24 protein-coding genes and 1 pseudogene are annotated in these 23,567 nt (G+C 64.4%); 5 read left to right on the forward strand and 20 right to left on the reverse strand.

Going from position 1 to position 23,567, the window contains the following annotated elements:
* Positions 1–131 precede the first annotated feature (131 nt).
* The 13 genes from R6X40_RS29520 to R6X40_RS29575 all read right to left on the reverse strand — a co-directional run bounded on the left by R6X40_RS29520 (position 132) and on the right by R6X40_RS29575 (position 6,800).
* A complete protein-coding gene (locus tag R6X40_RS29520) occupies positions 132–893 on the reverse strand; it encodes a lytic transglycosylase domain-containing protein (protein ID WP_318418544.1) in 762 nt (253 codons plus the stop codon).
* A gap of 3 nt (positions 894–896) precedes the next feature.
* Positions 897–1,244: a DUF736 domain-containing protein gene (locus tag R6X40_RS29525; RefSeq protein WP_318418546.1), complete on the reverse strand. Its 348-nt coding sequence runs from the start codon at positions 1,242–1,244 to the stop codon at positions 897–899.
* Positions 1,245–1,289: 45 nt separating this feature from the next.
* Complete coding sequence (locus R6X40_RS29530; protein ID WP_318418547.1) at positions 1,290–1,835, reverse strand: S26 family signal peptidase; 546 nt, start codon at positions 1,833–1,835, stop codon at positions 1,290–1,292.
* Entirely contained in the window at positions 1,832–2,350 is a 519-nt protein-coding gene (locus tag R6X40_RS29535; protein WP_318418548.1) for a DUF2840 domain-containing protein, read from the reverse strand. The genes R6X40_RS29530 and R6X40_RS29535 overlap by 4 nt, the downstream gene beginning before the upstream one ends.
* Entirely contained in the window at positions 2,347–2,601 is a 255-nt protein-coding gene (locus R6X40_RS29540) for a hypothetical protein (protein WP_318418549.1), read from the reverse strand. Before R6X40_RS29540 ends, R6X40_RS29535 begins: the two co-directional genes overlap by 4 nt.
* On the reverse strand, positions 2,598–3,236 hold the full coding sequence (gene parA / locus R6X40_RS29545; RefSeq protein WP_318418551.1) for a ParA family partition ATPase: 639 nt from the start codon (positions 3,234–3,236) through the stop codon (positions 2,598–2,600). Before parA ends, R6X40_RS29540 begins: the two co-directional genes overlap by 4 nt.
* A 208-nt stretch (positions 3,237–3,444) precedes the next feature.
* Positions 3,445–4,332, reverse strand: coding sequence for a replication initiator protein A (locus R6X40_RS29550; RefSeq protein ID WP_318418553.1), 888 nt, complete (start codon positions 4,330–4,332; stop codon positions 3,445–3,447).
* Between the two features lie 11 nt (positions 4,333–4,343).
* Complete coding sequence (locus R6X40_RS29555; RefSeq protein WP_318418555.1) at positions 4,344–4,625, reverse strand: helix-turn-helix domain-containing protein; 282 nt, start codon at positions 4,623–4,625, stop codon at positions 4,344–4,346.
* A 138-nt stretch (positions 4,626–4,763) separates the two neighbouring features.
* Positions 4,764–5,144, reverse strand: a complete 381-nt coding sequence (locus R6X40_RS29560) for a DUF2285 domain-containing protein (protein WP_318418557.1) — start codon at positions 5,142–5,144, stop codon at positions 4,764–4,766.
* A 64-nt stretch (positions 5,145–5,208) separates the two neighbouring features.
* A complete protein-coding gene (locus R6X40_RS31700; RefSeq protein ID WP_412178491.1) occupies positions 5,209–5,520 on the reverse strand; it encodes a transcriptional regulator domain-containing protein in 312 nt (103 codons plus the stop codon).
* A 123-nt stretch (positions 5,521–5,643) separates the two neighbouring features.
* Positions 5,644–5,907, reverse strand: coding sequence for a DNA -binding domain-containing protein (locus R6X40_RS29565; protein ID WP_318418560.1), 264 nt, complete (start codon positions 5,905–5,907; stop codon positions 5,644–5,646).
* Positions 5,908–6,036: 129 nt separating this feature from the next.
* Positions 6,037–6,282 (reverse strand): hypothetical protein, encoded by a 246-nt coding sequence (locus tag R6X40_RS29570; protein WP_318418561.1) that lies wholly within the window; start codon positions 6,280–6,282, stop codon positions 6,037–6,039.
* A gap of 188 nt (positions 6,283–6,470) precedes the next feature.
* Positions 6,471–6,800, reverse strand: a complete 330-nt coding sequence (locus R6X40_RS29575; protein ID WP_318418562.1) for a DUF736 domain-containing protein — start codon at positions 6,798–6,800, stop codon at positions 6,471–6,473.
* A gap of 797 nt (positions 6,801–7,597) precedes the next feature.
* On the opposite strand from R6X40_RS29575, the gene R6X40_RS29580 reads away from it, so the two are divergent.
* Both R6X40_RS29580 and R6X40_RS29585 read left to right on the forward strand, forming a co-directional pair.
* Positions 7,598–8,038, forward strand: coding sequence for a MarR family winged helix-turn-helix transcriptional regulator (locus R6X40_RS29580; RefSeq protein ID WP_318418563.1), 441 nt, complete (start codon positions 7,598–7,600; stop codon positions 8,036–8,038).
* Positions 8,038–8,637, forward strand: coding sequence for a hypothetical protein (locus tag R6X40_RS29585; protein ID WP_318418565.1), 600 nt, complete (start codon positions 8,038–8,040; stop codon positions 8,635–8,637). The genes R6X40_RS29580 and R6X40_RS29585 overlap by 1 nt, the downstream gene beginning before the upstream one ends.
* A gap of 79 nt (positions 8,638–8,716) precedes the next feature.
* On the opposite strand, the gene R6X40_RS29590 is transcribed toward R6X40_RS29585, so the two are convergent.
* Positions 8,717–8,881 (reverse strand): hypothetical protein, encoded by a 165-nt coding sequence (locus R6X40_RS29590; protein ID WP_318418567.1) that lies wholly within the window; start codon positions 8,879–8,881, stop codon positions 8,717–8,719.
* Positions 8,882–9,480: 599 nt separating this feature from the next.
* On the opposite strand from R6X40_RS29590, the gene R6X40_RS29595 reads away from it, so the two are divergent.
* Positions 9,481–10,611, forward strand: a complete 1,131-nt coding sequence (locus R6X40_RS29595) for an NAD(P)/FAD-dependent oxidoreductase (RefSeq protein WP_318418568.1) — start codon at positions 9,481–9,483, stop codon at positions 10,609–10,611.
* A 45-nt stretch (positions 10,612–10,656) separates the two neighbouring features.
* On the opposite strand, the gene R6X40_RS29600 is transcribed toward R6X40_RS29595, so the two are convergent.
* The 3 genes from R6X40_RS29600 to R6X40_RS29610 form a co-directional block, all read right to left on the reverse strand.
* Positions 10,657–11,583: a DUF2493 domain-containing protein gene (locus R6X40_RS29600; protein ID WP_318418569.1), complete on the reverse strand. Its 927-nt coding sequence runs from the start codon at positions 11,581–11,583 to the stop codon at positions 10,657–10,659.
* 320 nt (positions 11,584–11,903) lie between these two features.
* Entirely contained in the window at positions 11,904–12,950 is a 1,047-nt protein-coding gene (locus tag R6X40_RS29605) for a toprim domain-containing protein (protein ID WP_318418613.1), read from the reverse strand.
* Positions 12,950–17,290, reverse strand: a complete 4,341-nt coding sequence (locus R6X40_RS29610) for a strawberry notch family protein (RefSeq protein WP_318418571.1) — start codon at positions 17,288–17,290, stop codon at positions 12,950–12,952. Before R6X40_RS29610 ends, R6X40_RS29605 begins: the two co-directional genes overlap by 1 nt.
* A gap of 113 nt (positions 17,291–17,403) precedes the next feature.
* Here R6X40_RS29610 and R6X40_RS29615 point away from each other — a divergent pair, with 113 nt between their 5' ends.
* On the forward strand, positions 17,404–17,892 hold the full coding sequence (locus tag R6X40_RS29615; protein ID WP_318418572.1) for a hypothetical protein: 489 nt from the start codon (positions 17,404–17,406) through the stop codon (positions 17,890–17,892).
* On the opposite strand, the pseudogene R6X40_RS31705 reads toward R6X40_RS29615, so the two are convergent.
* Positions 17,861–17,992, reverse strand: a pseudogene (locus tag R6X40_RS31705) (DUF6117 family protein); the annotation flags it as partial. The gene R6X40_RS29615 and the pseudogene R6X40_RS31705 overlap by 32 nt on opposite strands.
* A 174-nt stretch (positions 17,993–18,166) precedes the next feature.
* Here R6X40_RS31705 and R6X40_RS29620 point away from each other — a divergent pair.
* Positions 18,167–19,636 (forward strand): FAD-dependent monooxygenase, encoded by a 1,470-nt coding sequence (locus tag R6X40_RS29620; protein ID WP_318418574.1) that lies wholly within the window; start codon positions 18,167–18,169, stop codon positions 19,634–19,636.
* Positions 19,637–19,842: 206 nt separating this feature from the next.
* Here the strand turns inward: R6X40_RS29620 and R6X40_RS29625 are convergent, their stop codons facing one another.
* Both R6X40_RS29625 and R6X40_RS29630 read right to left on the reverse strand, forming a co-directional pair.
* Positions 19,843–21,960, reverse strand: a complete 2,118-nt coding sequence (locus R6X40_RS29625) for a ParB/RepB/Spo0J family partition protein (protein ID WP_318418576.1) — start codon at positions 21,958–21,960, stop codon at positions 19,843–19,845.
* 171 nt (positions 21,961–22,131) lie between these two features.
* Positions 22,132–23,328, reverse strand: coding sequence for a DUF932 domain-containing protein (locus R6X40_RS29630; protein ID WP_318418578.1), 1,197 nt, complete (start codon positions 23,326–23,328; stop codon positions 22,132–22,134).
* Positions 23,329–23,567 lie beyond the last annotated feature (239 nt).

The raw sequence follows: 23,567 nt of genomic DNA on the forward strand, positions 1-23,567 counted from the left end.
CACACGACCGCACCAAGCCGCACATCGCGCGCTTTTATCTCGCCATCGTGCGGTTGTGTTGCCTGCTCCTCCTCCCCGGACCGCCATCTGTCCGCCAGAGCACGCCATTCCTCGATCAGGTGCGAACGCCGTCATCGGGGGGCTCCAGACAGATTGCGAGCGACGAACAGCCCATCGGCCTGTGGTGCAATCGCGTTTTGATCGCGCGCTGGGGCTGATATTGCTGCGTCATCTGGCGTGCTTTCACGCTGCATCGGAGCGACGGTCATGCTGCTCGATGGCTGCGAGACGAAGAGCGGCGCACGGGTCCAGGCGAGCGGATCGGCGGTAGCCACCATGACCGGGGCTGTAATCTCGCTGCCGCCGACAAGCGGTGCGAGCATGGCGACATAGGCGCGCGTTTCAGCAGGCAGCGGTCGGCCGGCGAGATACTCTTCGTAACGACCGGGACCGGCATTGTAGGCCGCGAGGAAGCCCGGCGACCCGTAGCGGTCGTGCATCTCGCGCAGATAGGCTGCGCCCGCCAGTATGTTGTCGCGCGGATCGTAGGGGTTCGCGCCGAGACCGTGACGGGCGCGAAGGCTGGCCCAGGTGGCTGGCATGATTTGCATCAGCCCCATTGCGCCGGCAGAGGAGATGGCGCGCACATCGCCACGGCTTTCGACGCGCACCACGGCGCGAATCCACGCCTCCGGCATCCCGAACCGTTGCGCCGCCTCTGCGATGAACGTCGCATAGGGATCGACGCGTGATGGGGGATGGGCGGGCATATCCTGTGCAGCGGCGGCAAGCGCGAGCGGCGCGGTGAGAAGCAGGCCGGAAAGGAGAAGGAAGGCTGTGCGTCGGAGGGCGATCCTCACTCCGACGACAGGTTGCGAGCGAATGATGGGCATCGCTCAGTCCCGCTCAACGCGCTTCGGCGGGCGATTCCAGTGCAGACCCCAGGCGGATTTATCGTCGGCCGACTGGAAGAGATTGGCGCGGATCGGATGACCGAAGGTCGGATCGTCGATCTGCAGCGAGACGTAATCGCCGGCCTTCTCGCCGGTGCGCTTCCAACCCGCGCCGACCTCTGCGCCGGGTTCGTTGCCTATACCGTCGAAGACATGAACGCGGAAATCCGGCGCATTCTCGGCATCGGAGGCGTCGGCCGGAATGATGATGATGTCCTGTTGCAACAAGAGCGTTTGCAAATGGCCGATGAAGCCGGAATCGTCGCGCGTGAATTGACCGATCATGGGCATGGGTTTCTCCGTGGCTGTGCGGTGAACAAGGTCATGGGCGTGCCGTCACCGCGTCGGCGCGCGCCAGACGAAGCGGCCATCGCCGTCCTCGTCGGTGTAGAGAGGGGTGGCCCGGCCGATGACCGAGCTGGCGGGGAGCGGGCCGAAGTACCGGCCGTCCAGGCTGTCGCGGACTTCCCAGTTCACGAGGAACAGCTCGCCGTCCGCGACCACGCGACAACCCTGCCAGATGGGCAACGGTCGCCCGCGTCGGTCGTGATCGAGCGCGTCACCCATCGCTACGCGATCGACGGTGATGGCGAGTCCGGTTCTGCACACGCGCTGCCCAGGAAGCCCGGCGACGTGCTTCATCAGCGGGACGCCGCGCGGCAGATATCCGCCATCCGAAAGGAAGGTCGCGAGCGGCTCTGGCGCGCGCACGGCGACCAGATCCGTCACGTCGAGGCGGCCGGGTTCACCTATCGCATACAGGCCGATCGGCGTGCTGGCCGAGGCATTCCAGACCAGCCTTGGCGCAAACGAGGCGATCGACGTAATGCCGAGCAGCGACACGGCGGCCGTCGTAACGAAGGCATAGGCAAGCCGGGTCATGCGCCAATCTCCCGGCGCAGGAGGAAGGCGCGGTGCTGCTGCGCATCGTAGGCGCGCGGCCCTTCTCCGACGGTCAGACGGTTATGGACATGACGCCAGTGGTCTGGCGAAACCTCGATCGGATCGATGCCGCGCGCCTCGATCGCGTCGATGAGCTGGAGCACATGCTCGACCTTCGGCCAGCCGTCGGCGCGCAGCAGGATGTCGCCGCCGGGCTGCACGAACGGCAGCGTCTGACAGCGCTCGCCGGCATGCACGGCGCGCACGATGTCGAGGCGCGACAGCGCGGTGCCGTAATCGTTGGAGGTCCAGCGAACGAAGGCGAAGACGCTGTTCGGTGCGAACGACACGACGCGACGGCGGCGGTCGAGGATCTGTTCGGTGGCTTCGCGCCCAAACCTGATCCAGGATTCGATCTTCTTCTCGATCCACGTCAGTTCGACATGGGTCAGGGCATCGGCGGCCAGCGCAGGTGGCAAGCCGCTGCGCGCCGATGCGTTGGCGACGCCAATCATCTTGGCTCTCCTTCGCTGGTTGGGAATTCGCGCTCGAACAGGGCGCGCAGCATGTCGGCGACGGTCTGCCCGCGCTGGAAGGCGGCGATCTTGATCCGGCCGCGCATGTCGGCGGTGACGTCGATCGTCAGCCTGGCGGTGAAGTCGGCGGCGGCCTCCGCGCGTAGCGATGGACGGTTCGGCGCCTTGATCCAACTTTCTTGATCGGCCGGGCGGGACGCGAAGCCGCGTTTCGGGGACGGCTCGCTCATGTGCATATCCTCGCGACTTCCTCGGCGAGCGCGGCGATCTCCCGCGCGGCGGGCGATGTATCGTCCTGCTCGGCCGCGAGGCGCCCGGTCTGGATGACATCAGCGAAGGCTATGCGCTGACCGATTGTGGTCAGCAGCGGTGGCGGATCATGATCGGCGAGCGTCTCGGCGGTCTCGCGCGCGAGCACCGTGCGGGCGGCGCAGCGGTTCAGCACGAACCGGGCTTTCAGGTCCGGGCGGTAGATGCGCGCTTCGCCGAGCAGCGTGAGCATCTCGGCCGACGCCCAGCCGTCGAGCGGGGATGGCTGCACCGGGATCAGCACGAGGTCGGCGGCGAGCAGCGCCGAGCGCATCAACCCCGCAACACGAGGCGGTCCGTCAATGACGATGTGATCGACGTCACGCGCCAGCTCCGGCGCTTCGCGGTGGAGCGTGTCGCGGGCCAGGCCAACGACACCGAACAGCCGCCCCAATCCCTCCCGGCTGCGCTGCTGCGACCAGTCGAGCGCGGAGCCTTGCGGGTCGGCGTCGATCAACGTCACGCGCTTGCCATTGCGCGCCCATTCACCAGCGAGATGCAGGGCGAGCGTCGTCTTGCCGACGCCGCCCTTCTGGTTGAGGAGCGCGACGATCATGACGGTCTCCCGGCGATCGGGGACTCGTCCACAGCCGTCGAAAAACGGGCTTCCGTTAGAAAGATTCCGTAGGAATCTAGGTTAGATAAGTTACGGGGCTCGCAAGCTGCTGATTCAGCGCGATGAATCGGCGATTTCGGTCCCCGATAGCACGAGAGTCCGGTCCCCGATGGCACGATAGTGCCGGTCCCTGATAGCACGAGATGATTCACAGCTTATCCCCAGGTCGAGTTGTCGAGCGGCGACGGCGGCGCGGGATGCCGAGAGCGTCGGGATCGGTTGGAACGAAGGACAGGATTTCGGGGCCGCCGATGCATTGCTCGATGGCCAGGCGGTAGCCGGGCAGCGGCTGTCGGCGGACGATGTCACGCAGGTCGTAGGCGAAATGTTTGAGCGGCGAGAGGCTGCCGGACTTCGCGTGGAGATGCGGGAAATCGAAGCTCCAGCCGAATTCTTGGCGGCCGCCGTGCTTGCGCACGAGGCGGTACAGCCACCGCTCAAGGCCGCCGGTGAGCCCGAAATAGTTGCGGTCGATGGTCAGCACCAAAGCATCGTCGAGCACCGCGCCGTAGAACCAGTCTGGCAGGATGAGTTCGAGGCCGAGCGGTCTGCCGCGATGATCGGCGCGCTCCTTCCACTCGTTGATCCAGGAGAAGCGGTGCATTCGCCGCTGGGTCGGCTGGCGGATCGAAGTCGCAATGGTGGTGGATTGCAGTCGGTCGAGTGCGGCCTTCAGCCGGTCGTAATCTCGCAGCGAGACACCGCGTCCGATGAAGTTCAGGATTTCGTAGGGCGTGGTCGCCATGAGACGTGATGGGCGCAGGCCAACGTCGCGTGCTTCGACGATCTGGGAGGCGGCCCAGATCAGGATGTCGGCGTCCCAGATGGTCGCCATGCCATGTTCGGCGACGGCCTCGACCCTGATGATGACCGAGCCAGCCTTGAAATCGATCGGGGTCAGGCGCTTCGATTTCGCGAGCGAGAAGAACGGATACGCCATGAGGTCCTGCGCATCGCGCGGCGCGAGATCGCCGGGCAGCGCCCGGAACAGATCGAGTTGCGCGCGTTCGTCGGGGTGATGCGGGCGGGACGACATAGCCGGACGTCTCAGCGCGGCTGGCGGCCGGCGAAGCGGCGGTCCGTCGGCTCCTGCCTCTTCGCGGGAAGCACCGTGCCGCGCGGGTCGGAGGTCGAGCTGACGAGGCCGCGATCGGCCCATGTCTGCAAATCTTCGATGGCGTAGACGACTCGGCCGCCGAGCTTCCGGTAGGCTGGACCGGTGCCGTAGGTGCGGTGCTTCTCAAGCGTGCGCTCGGACAGTCCGAGAAAGCGGGCCGCTTCCTGTGTGCGCAGGTAGCGTGGCGGGATGCCGGCGGGTGTTTCGGCCATTGTCGAGCCTCCGTGGTCTCATCGGGGGCCGCTGCCGTCAGGCGGCGGTTCGAGAGCACGGTGGCGTGAAGACGGTGGGTGGGACGATGTCGAAGATAGGAATCTAATTTCGACACGCCTCGGGCGCTCGACGGCGGGCTATGACCGGCGGGGTCGGCGCAGGAGGGAGCGGTAGCCGCCTTCGACGAGTTTCAGGCCATCGCGCACGAGGCGGATCGTTGTTTCACGAGCCGAATTTCCGACCCACGATTTCGCGTCGATCTGATGGTCAGGGAAGAGCGTTTCGCCAATGGCGCGGTAGGTCTCACCCTCGTCGTGCGCGTCAACCGCTCGGAGCATCGTCCGCATTCGCTGGCGTCGCGGGGTGGTCAGACGATCGTCGGGCCGGGTCTTCCGCCGCCACATCGTCGACCAGAAACGGTCGATCGCCTGGAGTCGATCCGGCGTGACGTCGTCGAGGATAACGAGGGCGGCGAGCGCTGCGTCGCCGGCTTCGCCATGAAAAGCGATGTCGAACATCTGGCCACCGGCGGCGAGACGAATGGTCCCGTCGGCAGCAAGGCGAGTGGGGGAAATTGCCTCGCTAGTTACCCCTGTGCCAGCGGGCGATGCGGGTGACGGAGCGAGGAGAAGTTTGAACGGATCGGCGGTAAGGGTCCAGGAGATAGCCACAGTCAAGGCATTGAGAGCCGGGTCTGTAGCGAAAAGACAACCCCCAGCGATCAGACAACGCCCTAGCTTTATCTGGAGCGAGGTGACCGGCCTGCTGTAATTCTGCGTATTCGCGGCGGTAGTCGTGGTTTCTCCGCAGAAATTCCCACGCAATATCTGGCGCACTCAGATGATCAATATAGTCATAGGCCGAGCCAGATTTCCAACTTGCTTCCTCAGACATGCTTTTCCACTCCCTTCGCGCCTCTTTGGGGCGAGCAATGCGGAGAACACGATTCCAAGTTGTCTTTGGCTTGGGAAGTTCGAAGGTGGCGGAACGTGATGCAGGTTCCGCATCACCGGCCGATCAGTGGTAGCTCGACCGGATTAGATGGCGGAAGCCGTTCTCGGTCATCCATCTCGCACGGGCGAGATGGCTTTGGTAAACACGCTCAGCCCGCTGAGCCTCATTGTCTGGATCGAGGCCGAATATAACGGTGACCGCTTCTTCCCAGCACGCGCCGTCGGCCTCGGCGTCCAGCAGACGCAGATAGGTTTTCAGGTGCTCGCGATCATAAGGCGTGAGCACCGCGCTATCAGGCGGTTGGTCTAGGAAGTCTGTCTTGGTCACACCGGTCCCCTGTCGTCATTCTTATCCATTCCGGTGGCATTTGTTAACCGTATGTCGGTTGCATCGCAGCTACGTCCGCGCCGGTGATGGCAACGGCTTACCGAGGGCATTCGGTTAGCAAGGGAGACGCTATCGCTTGTCGATTTTCCCACGAACCACCATCACTCCTTCGCCTTGGTCGGTGGTCAGGAGGAGGATGCCGTGGCCTTCAAGCGCCCGCCGCACCTGATCGCGTGTGGTCTCATACACCTCGAGTCCGCTTGCGGATTCGAGGCGCTTGAGCGCGGTCAGTGATACTTGGGCCTTGTCAGCGAGCGTCTCCTGATTCCATCCGAGCAACGCGCGTGCGGCCCGCGATTGTCGGGAGGTGATCATGCATGATCACCTCCCACTCAGGCCGACGCGCTTACCAGAACTACGACTATAATAGTCGCTCTTAAGCATCGATGCTACCTTATACTGCCTTTGCAGGAAGACCAGACAGTCGCTGGAACTCAAACTGATTCGGTCGCCCATAAAGCGATCAGCCCCGCCCGGCTTGGCCGGGCGGGGCGTCGCTCGCTTCACTCGCCGTTGCGGCGGCCGTTGGGGCGGGACCAGATGAGGCTGAAGCCTTCGCCTTCCTCGTCGTCGAAGAGGTTGGCGTAGATCGGGGCGTTGAAGCTGGGGTCGTCGAGCTTCAGGCCCAGATAGGCGCGGCCCTCGTTGGAGGTCTTGGACCAGGCGGCGCCGATCTCGGCGCGGCCGACGAAGATGCGGTGGCTAGGGGCGTTCTCGCCGGTGGCGCGAGCATCGGGGACGATGCGGACGTTTTTGGTCTGGAGGCTAAGGGTGACGATTTCGCCGGTGAACTCGTTGTTGCCGGTCTTCTTGAAGGTGCCGATGGTCGCCATGGTAGTTCTCCTTGAACTCTGTTCCGAGCCCGCACCATTGCGGCCTCGATGGCGATCGACAGGCCGGAGGTGATTGACGGCGCACCCCGTAGGGGCCTGACAGCAAAGGAGGGGCTTTCTTGTCCCGCGAGGAATGGCGGCGCAGCCGGCAGGGGATGAAAGTTTCGACGCCGCTGTTGCGGCATAGGCGATCGAGGCGCAGCCGCCCTTCGGCCAGATCAGCCCATTGAAGAGGCCGTTTTGGAGCGGTCGACCTGACAGAGATGCATCAAAGGAGAACGAGGCGACACCGTCGTAGCCACCGAGACACCGGCAATAATGTTCACAGGCGTCGATCCTCTCGTCGCGCTTTCCTCCGGGAATACGCAGGCAGCTTCCGAATCCACACTCAGGACACAGACGGCGACAGCCCGATATCGTGCTGGGACGTGCGTCACCGGGCGTCGTCGATCGCTCCAGTGAGGTTTGATCTATGGGTACGGCGTCGCGCTGCATCGCCGCTGAAGTACTGCCTCTCGCTCAATGAGCCGGGCGGAAAAAGTAGGTGTCTGGGCCCGAAGTTCACCGACACGGGAATCGCCTGCGATGCTATGACGGCAACGATAACTGCGGGACCTTCATCGGAGCGGGCAGATCAGGTAGGCGGAGCAGAACGGCAACGTCGCGGCGCGCACGGACAGGCCTGCATCCACCTGAATGGGAACGAAAGAGTGGCAAGCCGGGTGAGGCCGGAATACCAAGTCTACGTCTCACAGTTTATTGACAATACCCTGTCATAATGGCAATTACTTGTCATTATGATTCTTTCACCCCTTGGTAGTGCCTTCAGCGAGGTCGTCGTTGAGATTTTCCATCTCAACGGTCTCGCGCTAGCGGCAGGCGATGCGTTAGCAGAGCCCGCAGGTCTGAGCAGCGCGCGCTGGCAGATTCTGGGAGTGGTGGACCACGCCGCTGCACCTGTAGCCAACGTCGCGAGGGTCATGGGACTCTCTCGGCAGGCAGCGCAGCAGACGGCAGACGCACTAGAAAATGAAGGCTTCGTGGAGTGGAAGCCGAATCCGCATCACAAGCGGGCGAAGTTGGTCTCCATCACTGCGAAAGGCCGGGAGGCGTTGCATGCGGTGGAACGACGCCACGCCGCATGGGCCAACCAGATAGCCGCCCTCCTTGGAGAACAGACATTGAGTTCCGCGCTGACCGCACTAAGAGCGATCCGCAACGCGATGGAGACCCAGTGATGAAGGTCCTCGCGATTCCCCTATTGCCATGCCAGTCGCTCGGCGACGTGTTGCCGTTCTATGAGGCGCTTGGCTTCGAGGTGACGATGCGACAACAGCGCCCCAATCCTTATGCCGCCACGCGCTGGCGAGAGACCGACTTGCACTTCTTTGGACGCACCCCGTATGACACGGCGAATGCTTACGGTATGTGCCTATTCATCGTACCGGAAGTAGAGCAACTCCACGCTCACTTCAGCCAGGCCATTCGCGCATTGCTCGGCAAGGTGCCCGCGACGGGCCTCCCACGCATCACACGGATCAAGCCCGGTCAAGCACGTTTCACCGTCGTCGATCCCGCTGGGAACTCGATAATCTACGTTCGTCGCGGAGAGAAAGACCCGCACGAAGAGACGAAGCAACTTCAAGGCCAGCTATCTCCGCTCGGCAAGGCTCTTCGGGCCGCCGAGGTGTTGAGCGATTACAAGAATGACGATGTCGCCGCCGCAAAGGTCTTGCGAACGGCGATTTCAAAGCACGGAGATGCAGACCCACAAGAAGTCGCGCTTGCGATATCAAGGCTCGTTAATCTGGAATCGTCAGATTTGAATGATCAATAGTGATGAGGAATTTCCAAGGAGAGCGCAGGCGGGAGCGGAACTCCGGCAGGATCTCCGCTTCGCGAGAGCGGCACCCCGGTCAGGTGGCGAAGGGATCGATCTCCGCTACGACCTCGGCGTCGCCGTCGAACTCGGTGATGGGCGTGACAGAATGGGTGCCGTCGCCTGCCTTGAAGATGATAATCGCGACCATGAGGGTGGTGGCGAGGCTGAAGGCGTAAGCGTGTGCGTCGTTGAGGGACATCGTACCGGCTCCTGTCTTGGAGGCGGGGGACCATCCCCCGCGTGACAGGCGCCCGATGTGTCCGGCCGAGGGCCGCAATCACCGCGTCGGCGAAGCCAAGCGGCGGCATGCTCGCATAGCCGACCCTTTACGGGTTGATGGCGTCAGGCCTTCGGCTGGACCAAGGATCAGCGCAATGGAAGCGGGTGATGGTTTCCCCGACCCGACCCGGACCCTGCAGGAATGGCCTTGGTACAAACACGGTGTTCAGCGTTGTATCGGCCCATACGGTCGAGGACATTGCGACTGGCAGGATACAAGCTGTCGCCGCTGGGCGGTGAACCCATAGATTGGGAATGGGTAAGATGGGTGGATTTGCGAAAGGCCACGTTCAGGTGAGGGACCTTGCTTCGCCCAATAGATCGATATATCTCACTACCGCCGCGAAAAACGACTCCCTGATCTCAGCGTGACACGCTCGGCAGGCTGTCGAATACACGTCAACCATGCGCTTCGCATGGTTCGGCCAGCGTCTCCGAAAGCAACCGCCTGACGACGTCAGGTAATGCAGCCATCAGCGCCTGCGGACGCTGCATGTTTGCGACAATAGGAGCGCAACAATGCGAAATCCAATTACAATTATTGGTGCCGGACTCGGCGGTCTCACACTCGCCCGTGTCCTACACCTCCATGGTTTTGCAGCAACAATCTACGAAGCTGAAATCTCGGCCAGCGCAAGGACGCAGGGAGGCCTGCTCGATATTCATGAGCATATCGGTCAGATCGCCCTTAAAGCAGCCGGGCTATTTAATTCGTTCCTTCAACTCGTCCGTCCAGGCGAAGATGCAAAACGTGTTGTCGATAAAGACGGCAATGTCTTATTCGACAAACCCGGCAGCCACACCGGCGAGCGCCCCGAAGTGGATCGGGGCGATCTTCGAAAGATGCTTATCGATTCAATCCCGACCGGGATGATCCATTGGGATCATAAAGTTACGTCTGTAGTGGCGATCGGAGGCGGGCGACACGAAGTCACCTTCGCGAACGGTTCAACGGTTACTTGCGGCGTCCTCGTCGGCGCCGATGGCGCCTGGTCTAAAGTCCGTCCGCTTCTTTCAGATTCAAAGCCCACCTACACCGGCACCTGTTTTGTCGAGACGTTCCTGTTCGATGGTGACACGCGTCATAAGGCAAGCGCGGATGCGATCGGCAGCGGCACGCTCATGGCGGTTGCTCCGGGCAAAGGCATCCTGGCGCATCGTAATGCAGACAGTTCTCTCCACGTTTACGTGGCTTTGAATAAGCCAGAAGACTGGATTGCTTCCATCGATTTCAGCGATGCAAAAGCTGGCCTGGCTCATATCGCCGAGCAATTCAAAGGGTGGGCTCCGCAGCTGACTGCCCTCATTACGGGTAGCGAAATCGACCCAGTGCTTCGACCGATCTACGCACTCCCGGTCGACCATCGATGGAGCCGGGCACCGGGCTCAACTTTACTCGGCGATGCGGCGCATCTGATGTCTCCGTTCGCCGGCGAAGGCGCTAACCTTGCTATGTATGATGGCGCAGAGCTTGCCCAAGCGTTCCTTGCCAATCCCGATGACATCGAAACCGCACTCGCTGCCTATGAAAACGGCCTCTTCCCCCGAAGCGGTGAAGTTGCCCGCGAGAGCGCGCAAAACCTCAAGCGGTTTTTCGACGATACCGCGCCCCAGAGCGTGGTTGATCTCTTCAGCAAGCATCTTGCGTGAAGGGAGGGACGGTCGGCAGATAGCAAGCCTTGCAGGCGGCGGCGCTCACGCGCCGCCGAACTTCCAGACGGGGATGCCGAGCTTCTTCGCCTTGTCGGCGAGGTTGTCCTGAATGCCGGTGCCCGGGAAGTGCATGACGCCGATCGGCAGCACGTCGAGCATCTGATCGTTGCGCTTGAACGGTGCCGCCTTGGCGTGCTTCGTCCAATCTGGAGCAAATCCGACCTGCGGCACCTTGCGATGGTCGGCCCATCGGGAGGCGATCTTCTCGGCACCCTTCGGTGATTTGCCGTGGATCAGCACCATGTCGGGGTGCTTGGCGTGGACCTGATCGAGCTTGGCCCAGATCAGCGTGTGATCGTTGAAGTCGAGCCCGCCGGTGATGGCGATCTTCGGACCGGCTGGCAGCAGCACCTCGTTGTCGGCGCGCCTCTTCGCGGCGAGGAAGTCGCGGCTGTCGATCATCGCCGAGGTCAGGTTGCGATGGTTGACCATCGATCCGCTGCGCGGACGCCAGGGTGAGCGGGTGTGCCGTTCGTAATGCTCGGCGGCCTGGTCGCGCATCAGCTCGAAGGCGTTGCGGCGCTCGATCATCGTCTGGCCTTCGGCCGTCAGGCGTTCCAGCTCGACCGCCTTCACCTCGGAGCCGTCCTGTTCGCGTTGCCCGCGGCGCTGTGCCTGCTCGTTATCGTCCAGCTCGCGTTCGATCCGGTCGGTGGCGCGGTGGAAGACGTTGACGGTCGACCAGAGGAGATCGTCGAGGTCGGGCTCGAGGCGGGTGTCTTCCAGGGTGACGATCAGGGCGTCGAAGATATCGGTGATGGCGCCCGCGACTTGGTTGCCTTCGGGTAGCGGTCTTCCGTCGGGTTCGTCCGCAAAGGGACGGTAGCCATAAAGCTGAAGCTCGTGGAGGACGTGGTCGGTGGGGGATGATTCATGATGCGGCTCGTAGCTGTCGTCGTGCTCGCTCATCGGGATGCTCCTTCGTCGGTGTGACCGCGACCCTCGCGGCCTTCTGGCGACGAAAGCCGGCAGGCGGACCGGACCTGCACCCGGAGCGAAGCGAGAGGGCCGGAGCGCAGCGGAGGATGGCGAAGGCCGGCTATTTTGTTTCGCGATGGAAAGCGGCCTTCAGGCCGCGCCGGAAAATAGTCGGGCGCCGACGTTGTTGGTCCGGGTCGTTTGCTGGCCGATCGCCCTCTCGAAGGCCGGGTTGCGGCTCTCCCCGACACCTGGGAGCATCCGAGCGAGTGCCAAGCGACGGCGTTGCCGTCACCAGCATTCCCTGCCGGCTATGCCGCCAGTGCCATAAAGCGCGCGACGTCCTGTGGTGCGATCTGCACCCGCGCCGCTGCCCGCAGGCTTTCCATTCCCAGGCGGCGGAGATCCTCGTTGAAGTCGCCCAGAACAGGAGACACGACGATCGCCTCGATACCGGCCGCGTTCGCCCGTTCGATCAGCGGCGCCACCGCACCGTCGCCGGCCGGATCATTGTCGCGCGCGATGTAGAGTCGGCGCAATGTCTCGGGGAACAGGATTGCGGAGAGATGTGCTGCCGAGAGCGCCGCCGCCATCGCCATGTCGGGCAGCACGCATCGCAGCGACAGCACCGTCTCGATGCCTTCGCCGGCCGCCATTACCTCGCCCGGTACACCGAAGCGGACCGCGTGCCCGAGCAGATCGCCCATCGCCCGTCGCGGGGTGTCGATCGGCGCCTTGTCCGAGCCGTCGGGAGCAAGCCAGGTGCGGTGCGCGCCAGTGATCCGGCCAGCCAGGTCGGTGACGGAGGCGATCATCGCCGGCCAGGTCTCGGTCGGGGAATGCTCGTCTGGGCGGTAATAGCAACGGGGGTGGAACCGCAGCGATCCGGTTCCGTGCAAAGCCGTAATCGCACGTTCCCGCAGATACGCTTCCACGACAGTGCCCAAAATCGGCTGCGACATGCCGACGAGCCGCCGCGCCGCTTCTGGCGATCCGGTTGGCGCCGGTGATTTACGCTCGCCACCATGCGGATGGTCTGGTTCGGGATGTGGCATCGACAGGAAGGTGCGGGCTTCGTCGGCGACGTCCTTGAAGTCGACCAGGCCGCAGCTCTCGCGGATCACGTCGAGGAGATCGCCATGTTCGCCGGTGGCCGCATCGGTCCATTTGCCGGCCGCTCCCTTGCCGGTGTCGCCGCCCTTCAGCCGCACGAACATCGAGCGGCCCGGCGTGTTGTGGACATCGCCAACCAGCCAGTAGCGGCCTTCGCGATGTCCGGTGGAGAGATAATGACGGCAGACCGCCTCGGCCTGTCTGCCGAGACGCTGCGCCAGTTCGGAAGCATCCTGACGCACCATCATGCTGCCTCCCGCTCGCCGATGCGCTCGATCGCGAAGCGCTCCAGCACCTTGGTGAGGATCGCGGGGCCGGCAGCGTCTGTCGGCACGAAGAACCGCAGCTTCCACGAGATGATCTCGCTGAACAGGCCATAGGCCCGCAGGCGATCGCGCATTGAGTCGGTGAAGCCGGACAGTTCGATTCGATTGGCGCCCATGACGCGTGCGCGGCGGAGCTGCATGCCCTCGGCGATGTCGAGGATGGTGCGGCCGTCGATCAACGCCGTGAACGCGTCGTCCGGCGTCAGCGTATTGGCGCCCGTCGCCAATGCGCCCGCGACCCAGGCCGGCGAGACGCGGCGGCCAATGATGCGTTCGCCCGCATCGGTCTGGAGCCGATAGACTCGGGTCGACTCGTTCGGCAGGCGCTTCCAGATCGGCAGAAGCAGGCCGGCGACGATATGGATCGTGCTGTCGGCGAATTCTGGCACCTCGGCCATCTCGGTGGTCCAGGCCTCCACGAAGCTGTTGCGATCGGCTTCCTCCCAATGGCTCTCGTCCATCGAGCGGAGGGTGGCATGGTGCTGCTCCATCGGACGGATCAGCGCCACGCGACGCTCGATCTCGCCATCGTCGAGCATGATTGACGATGCCGGAACCTGTACGGCGGCACGGCCGGAGCGACCGTTGACCAGCAGCTTTGTGCGTGGGTCGGCGAGAAGATCGAACGCGCCGTCGAGCGAGGTCGGACGGTTGCGTTCGCGCCGGGTGACAGTGAGCAACTGCGTCTCGGCGCCGGTGCCAGGATGAACATGGATGGTACGACGATCGGTGACGATGAAGCTCTCGGCCTGCAGCGTCTCGAGCCCGAGGTCATAGACGCCGCTGGTGATGGCGCCCTCGATCTTGGCGTTGAGGAGCTGCTCGAAGGCCGTGAACAAGACACCCTGCAGCGAGATGGTCAGCGCCAGAAGGCGGTTGAGGAAGGTGGTGATCGGCGGCAGTTCGTCCTTGATGCCGTTGTCGTCCATCAGCTTCAGGCCGGTGGCGTCCTCGAACATCTGGAGCGAGCAACCTTCGACCTTGCCGCAGACCAGCAGCAGGTAGAGGTGGCGCAGCGCGTCGCGCGCATAATGCGATTCCAGATTGTCTTCCGGCCGGAACAGCCCCTGACCGCCGGTCTGGCGTTGGCCGCGCGTAATCGCGCCCAGCGTGTCGAGCCGGCGGGCGATCGTCGACAGGAAGCGCTTCTCCGCCTTCACATTGGTGGCGATCGGCCTGAACAGCGGCGGCTGCGCCTGATTGGTGCGGTTGGTGCGGCCGAACCCCTGGATCGCGGCATCCGCCTTCCAGCCGGGTTCGAGCAGATAGTGGACGCGCAGCCGCTGGTTCCGCACCGACAGGTCTGCGTGATAGCTGCGGCCCGTGCCGCCGGCGTCAGAGAAGATCAGGATGCGCTTCAGGTCGTCCATGAAGGCGGAGGTCTCTGCCAGGTTGGCGGAGGCCGCGCGGTTTTCGACGGCAAGGCGTTCGCCCCTGCCGTCGGCGCCCGACTTGCGGACGATCCGGCGCGACCGGCCGGTGACTTCGGCGACGATGTCGGTGCCGAAGCGCTGGACGATCTGATCGAGCGCGCCGGGGACCGGCGGCAGGCTGGCCAGCGTCTCGATCAGGCGATCCCGACGCGCGACGGCCTCGCGGCTTTCGACGGGCTGGCCATCGCGATAGACCGGCCGTGACGACAGATTGCCCTCGCTGTCGCTGAACGGCTCGTAGAGCTGCACCGGGAAGGAATGGGCGAGGTAATCGAGAACATATTCCCTCGGCGTGATGTCGACGCGGACGTCGTTCCATTCCTCGGTCGGGATCTCCGCCAGGCGGCGCTGCATCAGCGCCTCGCCGGTGGAAACTATCTGGATCACGGCGGCATGGCCATCGGCCAGGTCCTGATCGATTGAGCGGATCAGGGTCGGCGTCTTCATGCTGGTGAGGAGGTGGCCGAAGAAGCGCTGCTTGGCGCTCTCGAAGGCCGAGCGCGCGGCGGACTTGGCCTGCCGGTTCAGCGTGCCGGTATCGCCAGTGATGTTGGCGGCCTGCATCGCGGCGTCGAGATTGTTGTGGATGATCCCGAACGCCCCGGCATAGGCGTCGTAGATGCGCGTCTGCTCTGGGGTGAGCTGGTGCTCGACCAGTTCATATTCGACGCCGTCATAGGATAGCGAGCGAGAGGTGTAGAGGCCGAGCGAGCGCAGATCGCGGGCGAGCACTTCCATCGCCGCAACACCGCCGTCCTCAATGGCTTCAACGAATTCGGCGCGTGTGGCGAAGGGGAAATCCTCTCCACCCCACAGGCCAAGCCGCTGGGCATAAGCGAGATTGTGGACGGTGGTGGCCCCGGTCGCCGAGACATAGACGACGCGGGCGTTCGGCAGAGCGTGCTGGAGCCGCAGGCCCGCGCGGCCCTGTTGCGAGGCGGCGACATCGCCGCGTTCGCCCTTGCCGCCGGCGGCGTTCTGCATGGCGTGGCTCTCGTCGAAGATGATCACTCCATCGAAATCGGAGCCCAACCATTCGACGATCTGCTTGACCCGCGAAAGCTTGCTCCCGCGATCGTCGGACCGTAGCGTGGCGTAGGTGGTGAATAGGACGCCTTGCCCGAGGGTGATCGGCTTGCCCTGCGGGAAGCGCGACAGCGGCGTGACCAGCAAGCGTTCCATGCCGAGCGCCGACCAGTCACGCTGCGCATCCTCCAGCAGCTTGTCGGATTTGGAGATCCAGACCGCCTTGCGCCGCCCACGCATCCAGTTGTCGAGGATGATGCCGGCAGACTGGCGGCCCTTGCCCGCGCCCGTGCCGTCGCCGAGCATGAAGCCGCGGCGGAAGCGCACGGCGTTCTGGGCATTATCCGGCGCGGCCGAGACGAGATCGAAAGTCTCGTCTAGCGTCCATGAGCCTGCGAGGAATTCGCCATGGGCGTCGCCGGCATAGATCACGGTTTCGAGCTGAGCATCGGACAGGATGCCGTCGGTGACGATGCTGGCGGGCAGCATCGGCCGATAGCTCGGCTTCGGCGGTGCGACCGAGGCCATCGCGGCCGACTGGACCAGCTTGGTCGGGTGCGCCTGAGCGCCGGGAATACGGATCGCCTGAAGGCCGTATTCCTCATAGATGGCGTCGGTCAGGTGGCCGCCCTCGGGCGGCGCCCAGTCGACAATCTCATAGGCGAGTTCGACGCCCTCGGGCTCGGTGATCGGGCGTGCAGCAGGCGACGACGCGCCGCGAGCGAGATAACCGCGCACGGTGCGAGGCGCCGAGACGGCAGATATCGTCCGCGGCAGTGTGACCGGGAGCCTTGCCGGCACCTGGGTTTCGATCCATCCGAGCACCGTCGCGACATCGGGCGCAATACCAGCTGATGGCGGAAATACCGTGGGATCGTCGGCGGGCGTCTTGTCGATGACGGTCAGCCGGGTCTCGATGGTCGTGCCATGCTTGGCATAGACCGCACCGTCGATGGCCGCGGTGAACACGACACGTCCGCGCTCCTGCAACCGGGCAAACGCGTCGCACCAGGCCGGTGCGTCGGGTGCGAAGCCAGCGCCCGTGATCGTCACGAGCCGTCCGCCATCGGCGAGCCGGGCGAGTGCCGAGGCGACGTGGCGATAGGCGGCGTCGGCCATGCGGCCGGAGACGTTCGCCATCACCGAGAACGGCGGATTCATCAACACGACGCTCGGCACCGCGGTCGCGTCGAGGTGATCGTCGATCTGTGCGGCGTCAAAACGGGTGACGGGAATGGCCGGAAAGAGGGAGGACAGAAGGTCTGCGCGCGTGTCGGCCAGCTCATTGAGCATCAGCCTCGCCCCGGAGATCTCGGCCAGGACGGCGAGCAGCCCGGTCCCGGCCGAGGGCTCCAGCACGCAGTCGGTGGGTGTGATCGCGGCGGCAGCGAGCGCGGCGAGACCGAGCGGCATCGGCGTCGAGAATTGCTGGAAGGCCTGCGTCTCCTCCGAGCGCCGCGTATGCGTCGGCATCAGGCTCGCGATCTTGGCCAGCATGGGCAGGCTGGCAGCCGGAGACCCGGACTTGCGCATAACCGCCTTTCCGTATTTGCGCAGAAACAGCACCGTCGCCGCTTCGCAGGCCTCGTAGGCCGTCTTCCAGTCCCAGGCGCCGGACGTGTCGGAAGCGCCGAATGCTGCCTCCATCGCCCGGCGCAAGGTTGCGGCATCGACGGGCTGGCCGCGTTCGAGATGGGGGAGAAGGCTGTTGGCGGCGGCGAGGATGGCGGCCGGCGCCGGGCTCGCGGCAAGCGGAGACGGCGCAACCGGAACGGTCGCGGATGCGGAAGCGATAGTCATGGAGGACACCTCGGGAGAGCGGGGAACGGAGGAGCCGGCAGGCGCTCTCTCTCGACCGCACCGGCTCGAATCCGTCCCGGCCCACCTCTCACTCTGGCGCGTGCGATGACCTTTTGACCGCTTCGTCTTCCGAGGTCGGCCGCGCGGCGCTACACAACGTCATCCAGAACATGGCGGGCGGCGGCCTCGAGGATCGAGGACACGCGCCCGCTTCACCGAGCGAGGACGAAGGAGAAGCGGGTATGAAGAGAAGCGCGATCGGCATGGTGGCGGCGGGATGCTTGGTGGTGGGATTTGGCGTGGGATTCGTGGCGCGCCCCATGATTTCGCCGGGCGGATCGTCGGCCGCCGCCGTCGCCGGCGTTGCGCAACCCAACGAGGAAGAGGCGATCGCCGCCGTCCGCCGCCATCGGCTCTTCACGGGAACGTCGCTCGCGAATGCGACCCTGAAACTCGGTGATTGTTCGCCCGGCGGCGTCGGTCCCGGCGTGACGTGCTTGACACAGCTCACGATGGACACGACGCGGGCAAACGCCACACCGCAGAACCGGCCGGTTGGCTTCGCCCGTGTCAACGGCCAGTGGGAGGTGGCGGTCTGGTAGCGATATCAATCCGTGATGCCGTCCCGCCCTTCGGAGGCGTGTACGCTTCGCAGGGATCGCCGTCGGCGAGATGGCGGAAGGGGGTGAAGACATAATCTCTATCGTCGCGGCTGTCGCCGAGTCTGCTTTACGACGGGGCTTAGATAGCTAAAATAGGGGTTATTGGGTCGACAGCGGACCTGAGACCGAGGCGTGGGCCTGCCCGCGTCGTCAGCGCTGAACATCGTGATGTTCAAACGGCAATCGAGGTTGCCGAAGCGCAAAGGCTATTGTTTTGACCTATGATGTCGTGATCGCGGGCGCTGGCCCGGTCGGTTTGTTCTTGGCGTGCGAACTACGCCTGACGGGGTTGTCGGTATTGGTGCTCGAACGCGCCGACCGCCCAAACTCGCCCATGAAAGAGCCCCCATTCGGCCTGCGGGGTCTTTCTGCGCCGACGACTGACGCCTTCTACCGTCGGGGACTGCTGAACGAGATTGTCATTCCGCAACCGCGTCAGTCTGGAGGACATTTCGCGGGCATCCCCATAGCCCTTGATCGCGTCGATACGGCGAACTGGACATACCGGCTTCCGACACCTGCCGCCGCGAACATGGCGACGACGATGCAACGTCTCGAAGCTGCTTTGACCGAGCGGGCCGCGGATATGGGAGTTGATATCAAGCGAGGCATCGAGGTTGAAGGGCTCGAAAAGGGCGCCAGCCATGTGGAGATCCGCGCCGGTGAGGCGACCTTTTTCGGGCGCTGGCTTGTCGGCTGTGACGGTGGCCGCAGCGCGGTGCGCAAACTGGCGGGGTTCGATTTTATAGGCACCGATCCGGAGTTCACCGGCTATTCGGTCCAAGTCAAAATGGCCGATCCAGACCGTCTAGCGATGGGGCGCATCTACACGCCTAACGGCATGTATTTTCAATCGCAGCCCGGCGCCATTGCCATGGTCGAGTTCGATAGCGGGGCCGCCCACAGGTCCGAGGCGTTGACGTTGGATCATGTGCAGAGTGTGCTGCGTCGAGTGTCCAGCATCGATGTCACTTTGACAGCCCTGAAGTCGGCCGCCAGCTGGACTGACAGATCTCTTCAGGCGACGCGCTATCGCATCGGGCGGGTACTGCTCGCTGGCGACGCCGCGCACATTCATTCCCCTTTGGGCGGGCAAGGTCTGAACCTCGGGCTAGGCGACGCGATGAATCTAGGTTGGAAGCTTGCGGCCGTCGTTAGAGGCAGGGCGCCGGACGGTCTGCTGGACAGCTACTTCGACGAGCGGCATCCCGTTGGCGCCCAGGTGCTGGATTGGTCGCGTGCGCAAGTCTCACTCATGCGTCCGAGCCCGAGTTCGCGCGCATTGGAAGGAATTATCCGCGACCTCGTCGACACGCGCGACGGCGCGACCTATTTCGCACAGCGCGCATGGGGCGTGTCGCTCCGATACGATCTCGGCGGTGGCCATCCCATAGTCGGCCTGAGCGCTCCGGACTTCCAGCTCAAGGACGGCAGGAAACTCGGAGACCTGCTCCACTCAGGACGAGGCCTCCTGCTGGACTTCGACGGTCGTGCGCCCCTCCAGACGCTTGCCACTCGCTGGGCAGACCGTGTCATCTACGCGACCGGCGAAGCCGCTGACCAAATGGGCTTAAGCGCCCTTCTCGTACGCCCGGACGGCTTCGTCGTCTGGGCAGCGGAGGCAGCGCCCGAGCTTGAAGACGTCACAAGAGCGACTAGCCGTTGGTTCGGCGGCGCTGACTAAGCCCGGAGGTATGGCCAACCGGAGCCCGCGCCTAATCCTGAAGCCCGGCGTCTACTTCGAGGCAATTAGCTGGGTTGTTCCCACTTAACTCAGCCCGTGAGAAGGTCAGTTCTCAATTTGCGGCCGGTCTTGACACTAAAAATCGCCATGCGAGGCTGCTTGAGAAAAGCGGCGGGGAGCGATCGGGGCGCTCCCCGCCAAGGGACTTATTCGGCGGCGATCAGGTCAGATGCGTCCTCATCGGCCTCGACCACCTCGTCATCGTCACCGGCGAGGAAGTCCGGCAACGCCTCGGCGTCACCGACGTCAGGCTGACCGGGAAGAGCAGCGAGGCGCAGCGGCTCGGGCAGCCAGCCGCTGTCAGCCAGGAGCCGCTCGGCCTCCTTGGCCATGTCGCTCTTCTTGAGGTGGTCGATGAGCTGCGCGGCCTGTTCGCCCGTCGCCTCGCGGACGGCTTCGAGGATGCGCGGCTTGGTCACGCGATTGAGGTAGTTGCCGAAGGTCGGACGCCAGCCAGCCTCCACCATGTCCAGCCCGGTCGCGCGCGTCAGGCGGTCGGCCTGAGCCAACCGCATGTCGAGCGTATGCTGCGACACGCCGTTGGAGCTGTGCGGATTGGGTCGCTCGTAGAGCGCGTTGACGCCGTAGCTGACGCAGTGCGCCAGCAGAGCCAAGCGACTGGTGTCGTCGAGGCCCGCCAGCCAATCCCAAAGCGCGTCGTCGTCCTTCGGGATGTCGGCGGCCCAGGCGTCGTGCCGCTCCTGCACCGCGCGCGCGGAAGGGCTGTCCGTCAGACCCTCGTCCTGGGCAGGGAAGTAGATGTGCTTCACCGCCGCCTCCATGGCTCCGGTATACATGCGGGTCATGAACCGATCCGAGACGAGCTTGTGCAGCAGCGCCGTCATGGCGATGTGCGGGTTGTTCGCAACGGCATCGCGCAGCGCGAGCGTGCGGTGCGCGGTCAGCTCAATGACCAGGCGTTCGGGCAGCGGCTTGATCGTGTTGTCCTCGTCGTCATCTTCAGGCTCGGTGGGCTGGCCGCCGATGGTGATGATGGCGCGCTGCACGATTGGGCCGGCGGGTTCGCCCGATACGTTGTCGACCTCCCGCCCGCCGTCCCCGTCGAGCGGGATGGCCGGAACGTTTTCGGGCCGGACAAAGCCACGATCGACCGTGAGCGAGCCGTCGGCGTCGATGCTGACGAACACACCGGCGATGGCGATATCGGCCGGTTCGTAGTGAACCGGGCGATCCTCGAAACTCGCGAGCGCGGTCTCGATTTCGCCCAGACGCTGATCGACCTCATCCGGCAGCTCGTCGGCGTCCTGATACTCGGCTTCCAGCTTCGCCATCTCGGCGTTCAGCGCGTCGATGGTCGCCTGCTCTTCCGCCGAGAGGTCGAGCGGCATGCCGGTGATCTCCTGCAGGCCGCGCGCCGCGTCATACGGGAAGCTGACCGCCACCTCGATCCACTTCCAGCCTTCGGCCGCGATCGTCTCGGCTTCGGCCTTCAGCTTTTCGCCGACGAGGCGGTCGAGGAGCGCCGGGTCCTGAAGCCAGCCGCCGTCGTCGGACTGGAACAGGTCGCGCATGACGATGCCGCCCGCCGCCTCATAGGCCTTGATGCCGACGAAGACGGCACGCTTGTCGGAAGCGCGCACCGTCGTCTCGGTCAGCATGCGCCGGATCTGATAGGGCTCCTTGGACCAGGCGTCCTTGATCGCGTCCCAAACCTGCTGCTGGCGCGCATGGTCGTCGGAGACCGTGAACGCCATGAGCTGCTCCAGCGTCATGCCGTCCTCGGCATAAACGTCGAGGAGCGCCTGGGAGACCGAGGCGAGACGCAGCCGCTGCTTCACCACATTCACCGGCACGAAGAACGCCGCGGCGATTTCCTCCTCTGTCATGCCCTTGCCGCGCATGTCCTGGAAGGCGCGGTACTGATCGAGAGGATGAAGCGGGGCACGCTCGATATTCTCCGCGAGCGAGACCTCCTCGGCGAGGATATCGCTGTCGTGGTCGCGCACGATGCAGGGCACCGGCGCGATCTTGGCGAGGCGCTTCTGCTTTACGAGCAGTTCGAGCGCCCGGTAGCGCCGGCCCCCGGCCGGGACCTCGAACATGCCGGTCTCGACGCCATCGGCATCGACGACGGGCTGGACGCTGAGGCTCTGGATTAGGCCGCGACGGGCGATCGAGGCCGCGAGGTCCTCGATCGAGACGCCGGCCTTCACGCGCCGGACGTTGGACTGGGACAGGACCAGCTTGTTGAAGGGGATGTCGCGCGAGGACGACAGGGTGATCTTCTGAACGGCAGTAGCCATCGGGGTAGTCTCCGCGACGGGCGCCGAGAGACTCTCTCTCAGCCCTAAACCCGTCACGAAGCGAAGCGCCGCCCTCTTCCTCTAAAGGGGGCAGCGCCACGGAACGGAATTGGGACACGCGGAAGCGCAAAGCCGGAGACACGGAAAACCGCATCTCCGGCTATGCGGATGTCAGGCGGCTCGATTGAGCAGCTTCTTCGCCTTGGCCTCCATGTCGAGGCGGGCGTCCTGATGGGGCTTGTCGCGCGCGACGGCGGTGATGCCCTGCACGAAATCGAAGATGCTCTCGGGCGGCCGCCCTTCCTCGGCCAACACCGTGTCGATGATCTTGCCGGTTTCGGCCTTCGAGAAACCGCGGCGGCGCAGGAAGTCAGTGCGATCCTCGTCGCTGCGCGCCACGATCCGCTCGCGGGCCGCCTTGATGCCGTTGACGAACGGCAGCGGCGAGGAATTGGCGAAGTTCGCCAGCGCCGGCGCCGCCTCATGGGCGAAGCGGTTGGCGGCATGTTTGGAATGACGGATGGTGATCTCCTCGAAATCCTCCACGCCCCAGAGATTCCGGTTCTGGCAGACCGCGCGCAGATAGAAGCTCGCCATGCCGAGGGTCTTGGCGCCGACCTCTGAATTCCAGCAGTAGAAGCCCCGGAAATAGAGATCCGGCGAGCCGTCTGGCAGGCGACCGGCCTCGATCGGGTTCAGGTCATCGACGAGGAAAAGGAAGACGTCGCGGTCGGAGGCGTAGAGCGTCGTCGTATCCTTGGTGATGTCGACGCGGGGATTGTAGATTCCCGTCGACCAGTCGAGCACCCCGGGCACTTTCCAGCGGGTGTCGCCCGTGCCGTTGCCGGCGATGCGCTGCACGGCCTCGACCAGCTCGTGGTCGTAGATGCGGCCATAGTCCGGGCCGGTGACGGCGCGCAGTTCGACCCGGCCATTGTCGGTTTCCAGCGTCTTGATCTGCTCTGCCCGATTGGACGTCAGGCCATATTGCAGGTTGATCGCGGCGAGTGGTGCGGGGAGTTGGCGCAGATAGGCTGCCGGGGCGCCGACCAGGCTGGCCAGTTGGCCGAAGCTCCAATGGGTCGGGGCGACGGGCGTATCCGTGCCGGGCAGTATCAACGCCAGCCGCTCGGGGTCGCTGCGGTTCGCCTCCACATGGATGAGCGCGCTCTCCACGAGGCGCGTCCGGCTGCGATCGGCGCGGTCGCGAACTGAGTGCGCCAGTTCGGACAGCGACAGATATCGCTCGTCGGCCGGGCGCGAGAACCATTCGGACGATACGCGGCCGATCCGCTCGCCGCGGCCGACATCCACTCTGTAGCCGCCGCTGGCGTCGCGGCGGGCCTCTAGAACTGAAATCTGGGTCATGGGACCAATCTCCATGACGGGCGCCGGAGACCTCTTCTCCAGCCCTCAACCCGTCACGGAAAATCCGTCCGCACTCTCACTCTCAGGGGGCGTTGCGGGGCCTCCCGCAGAAGGGGTCGGCCGAGACGTTCGGCTCGGCCGCAGGGGAAGGCTTTCCCCTCTTGGCAACCCCAAGATTTTCGGACGTTCTGCCTATGGAAAGTCTGCGGACGAACCAGTGTTCGATCTGCTACGAGTAG

The sequence above is a fragment of the Rhizobium sp. PL01 genome, from assembly GCF_033447125.1.
GTDB lineage: Bacteria > Pseudomonadota > Alphaproteobacteria > Rhizobiales > Rhizobiaceae > Pararhizobium.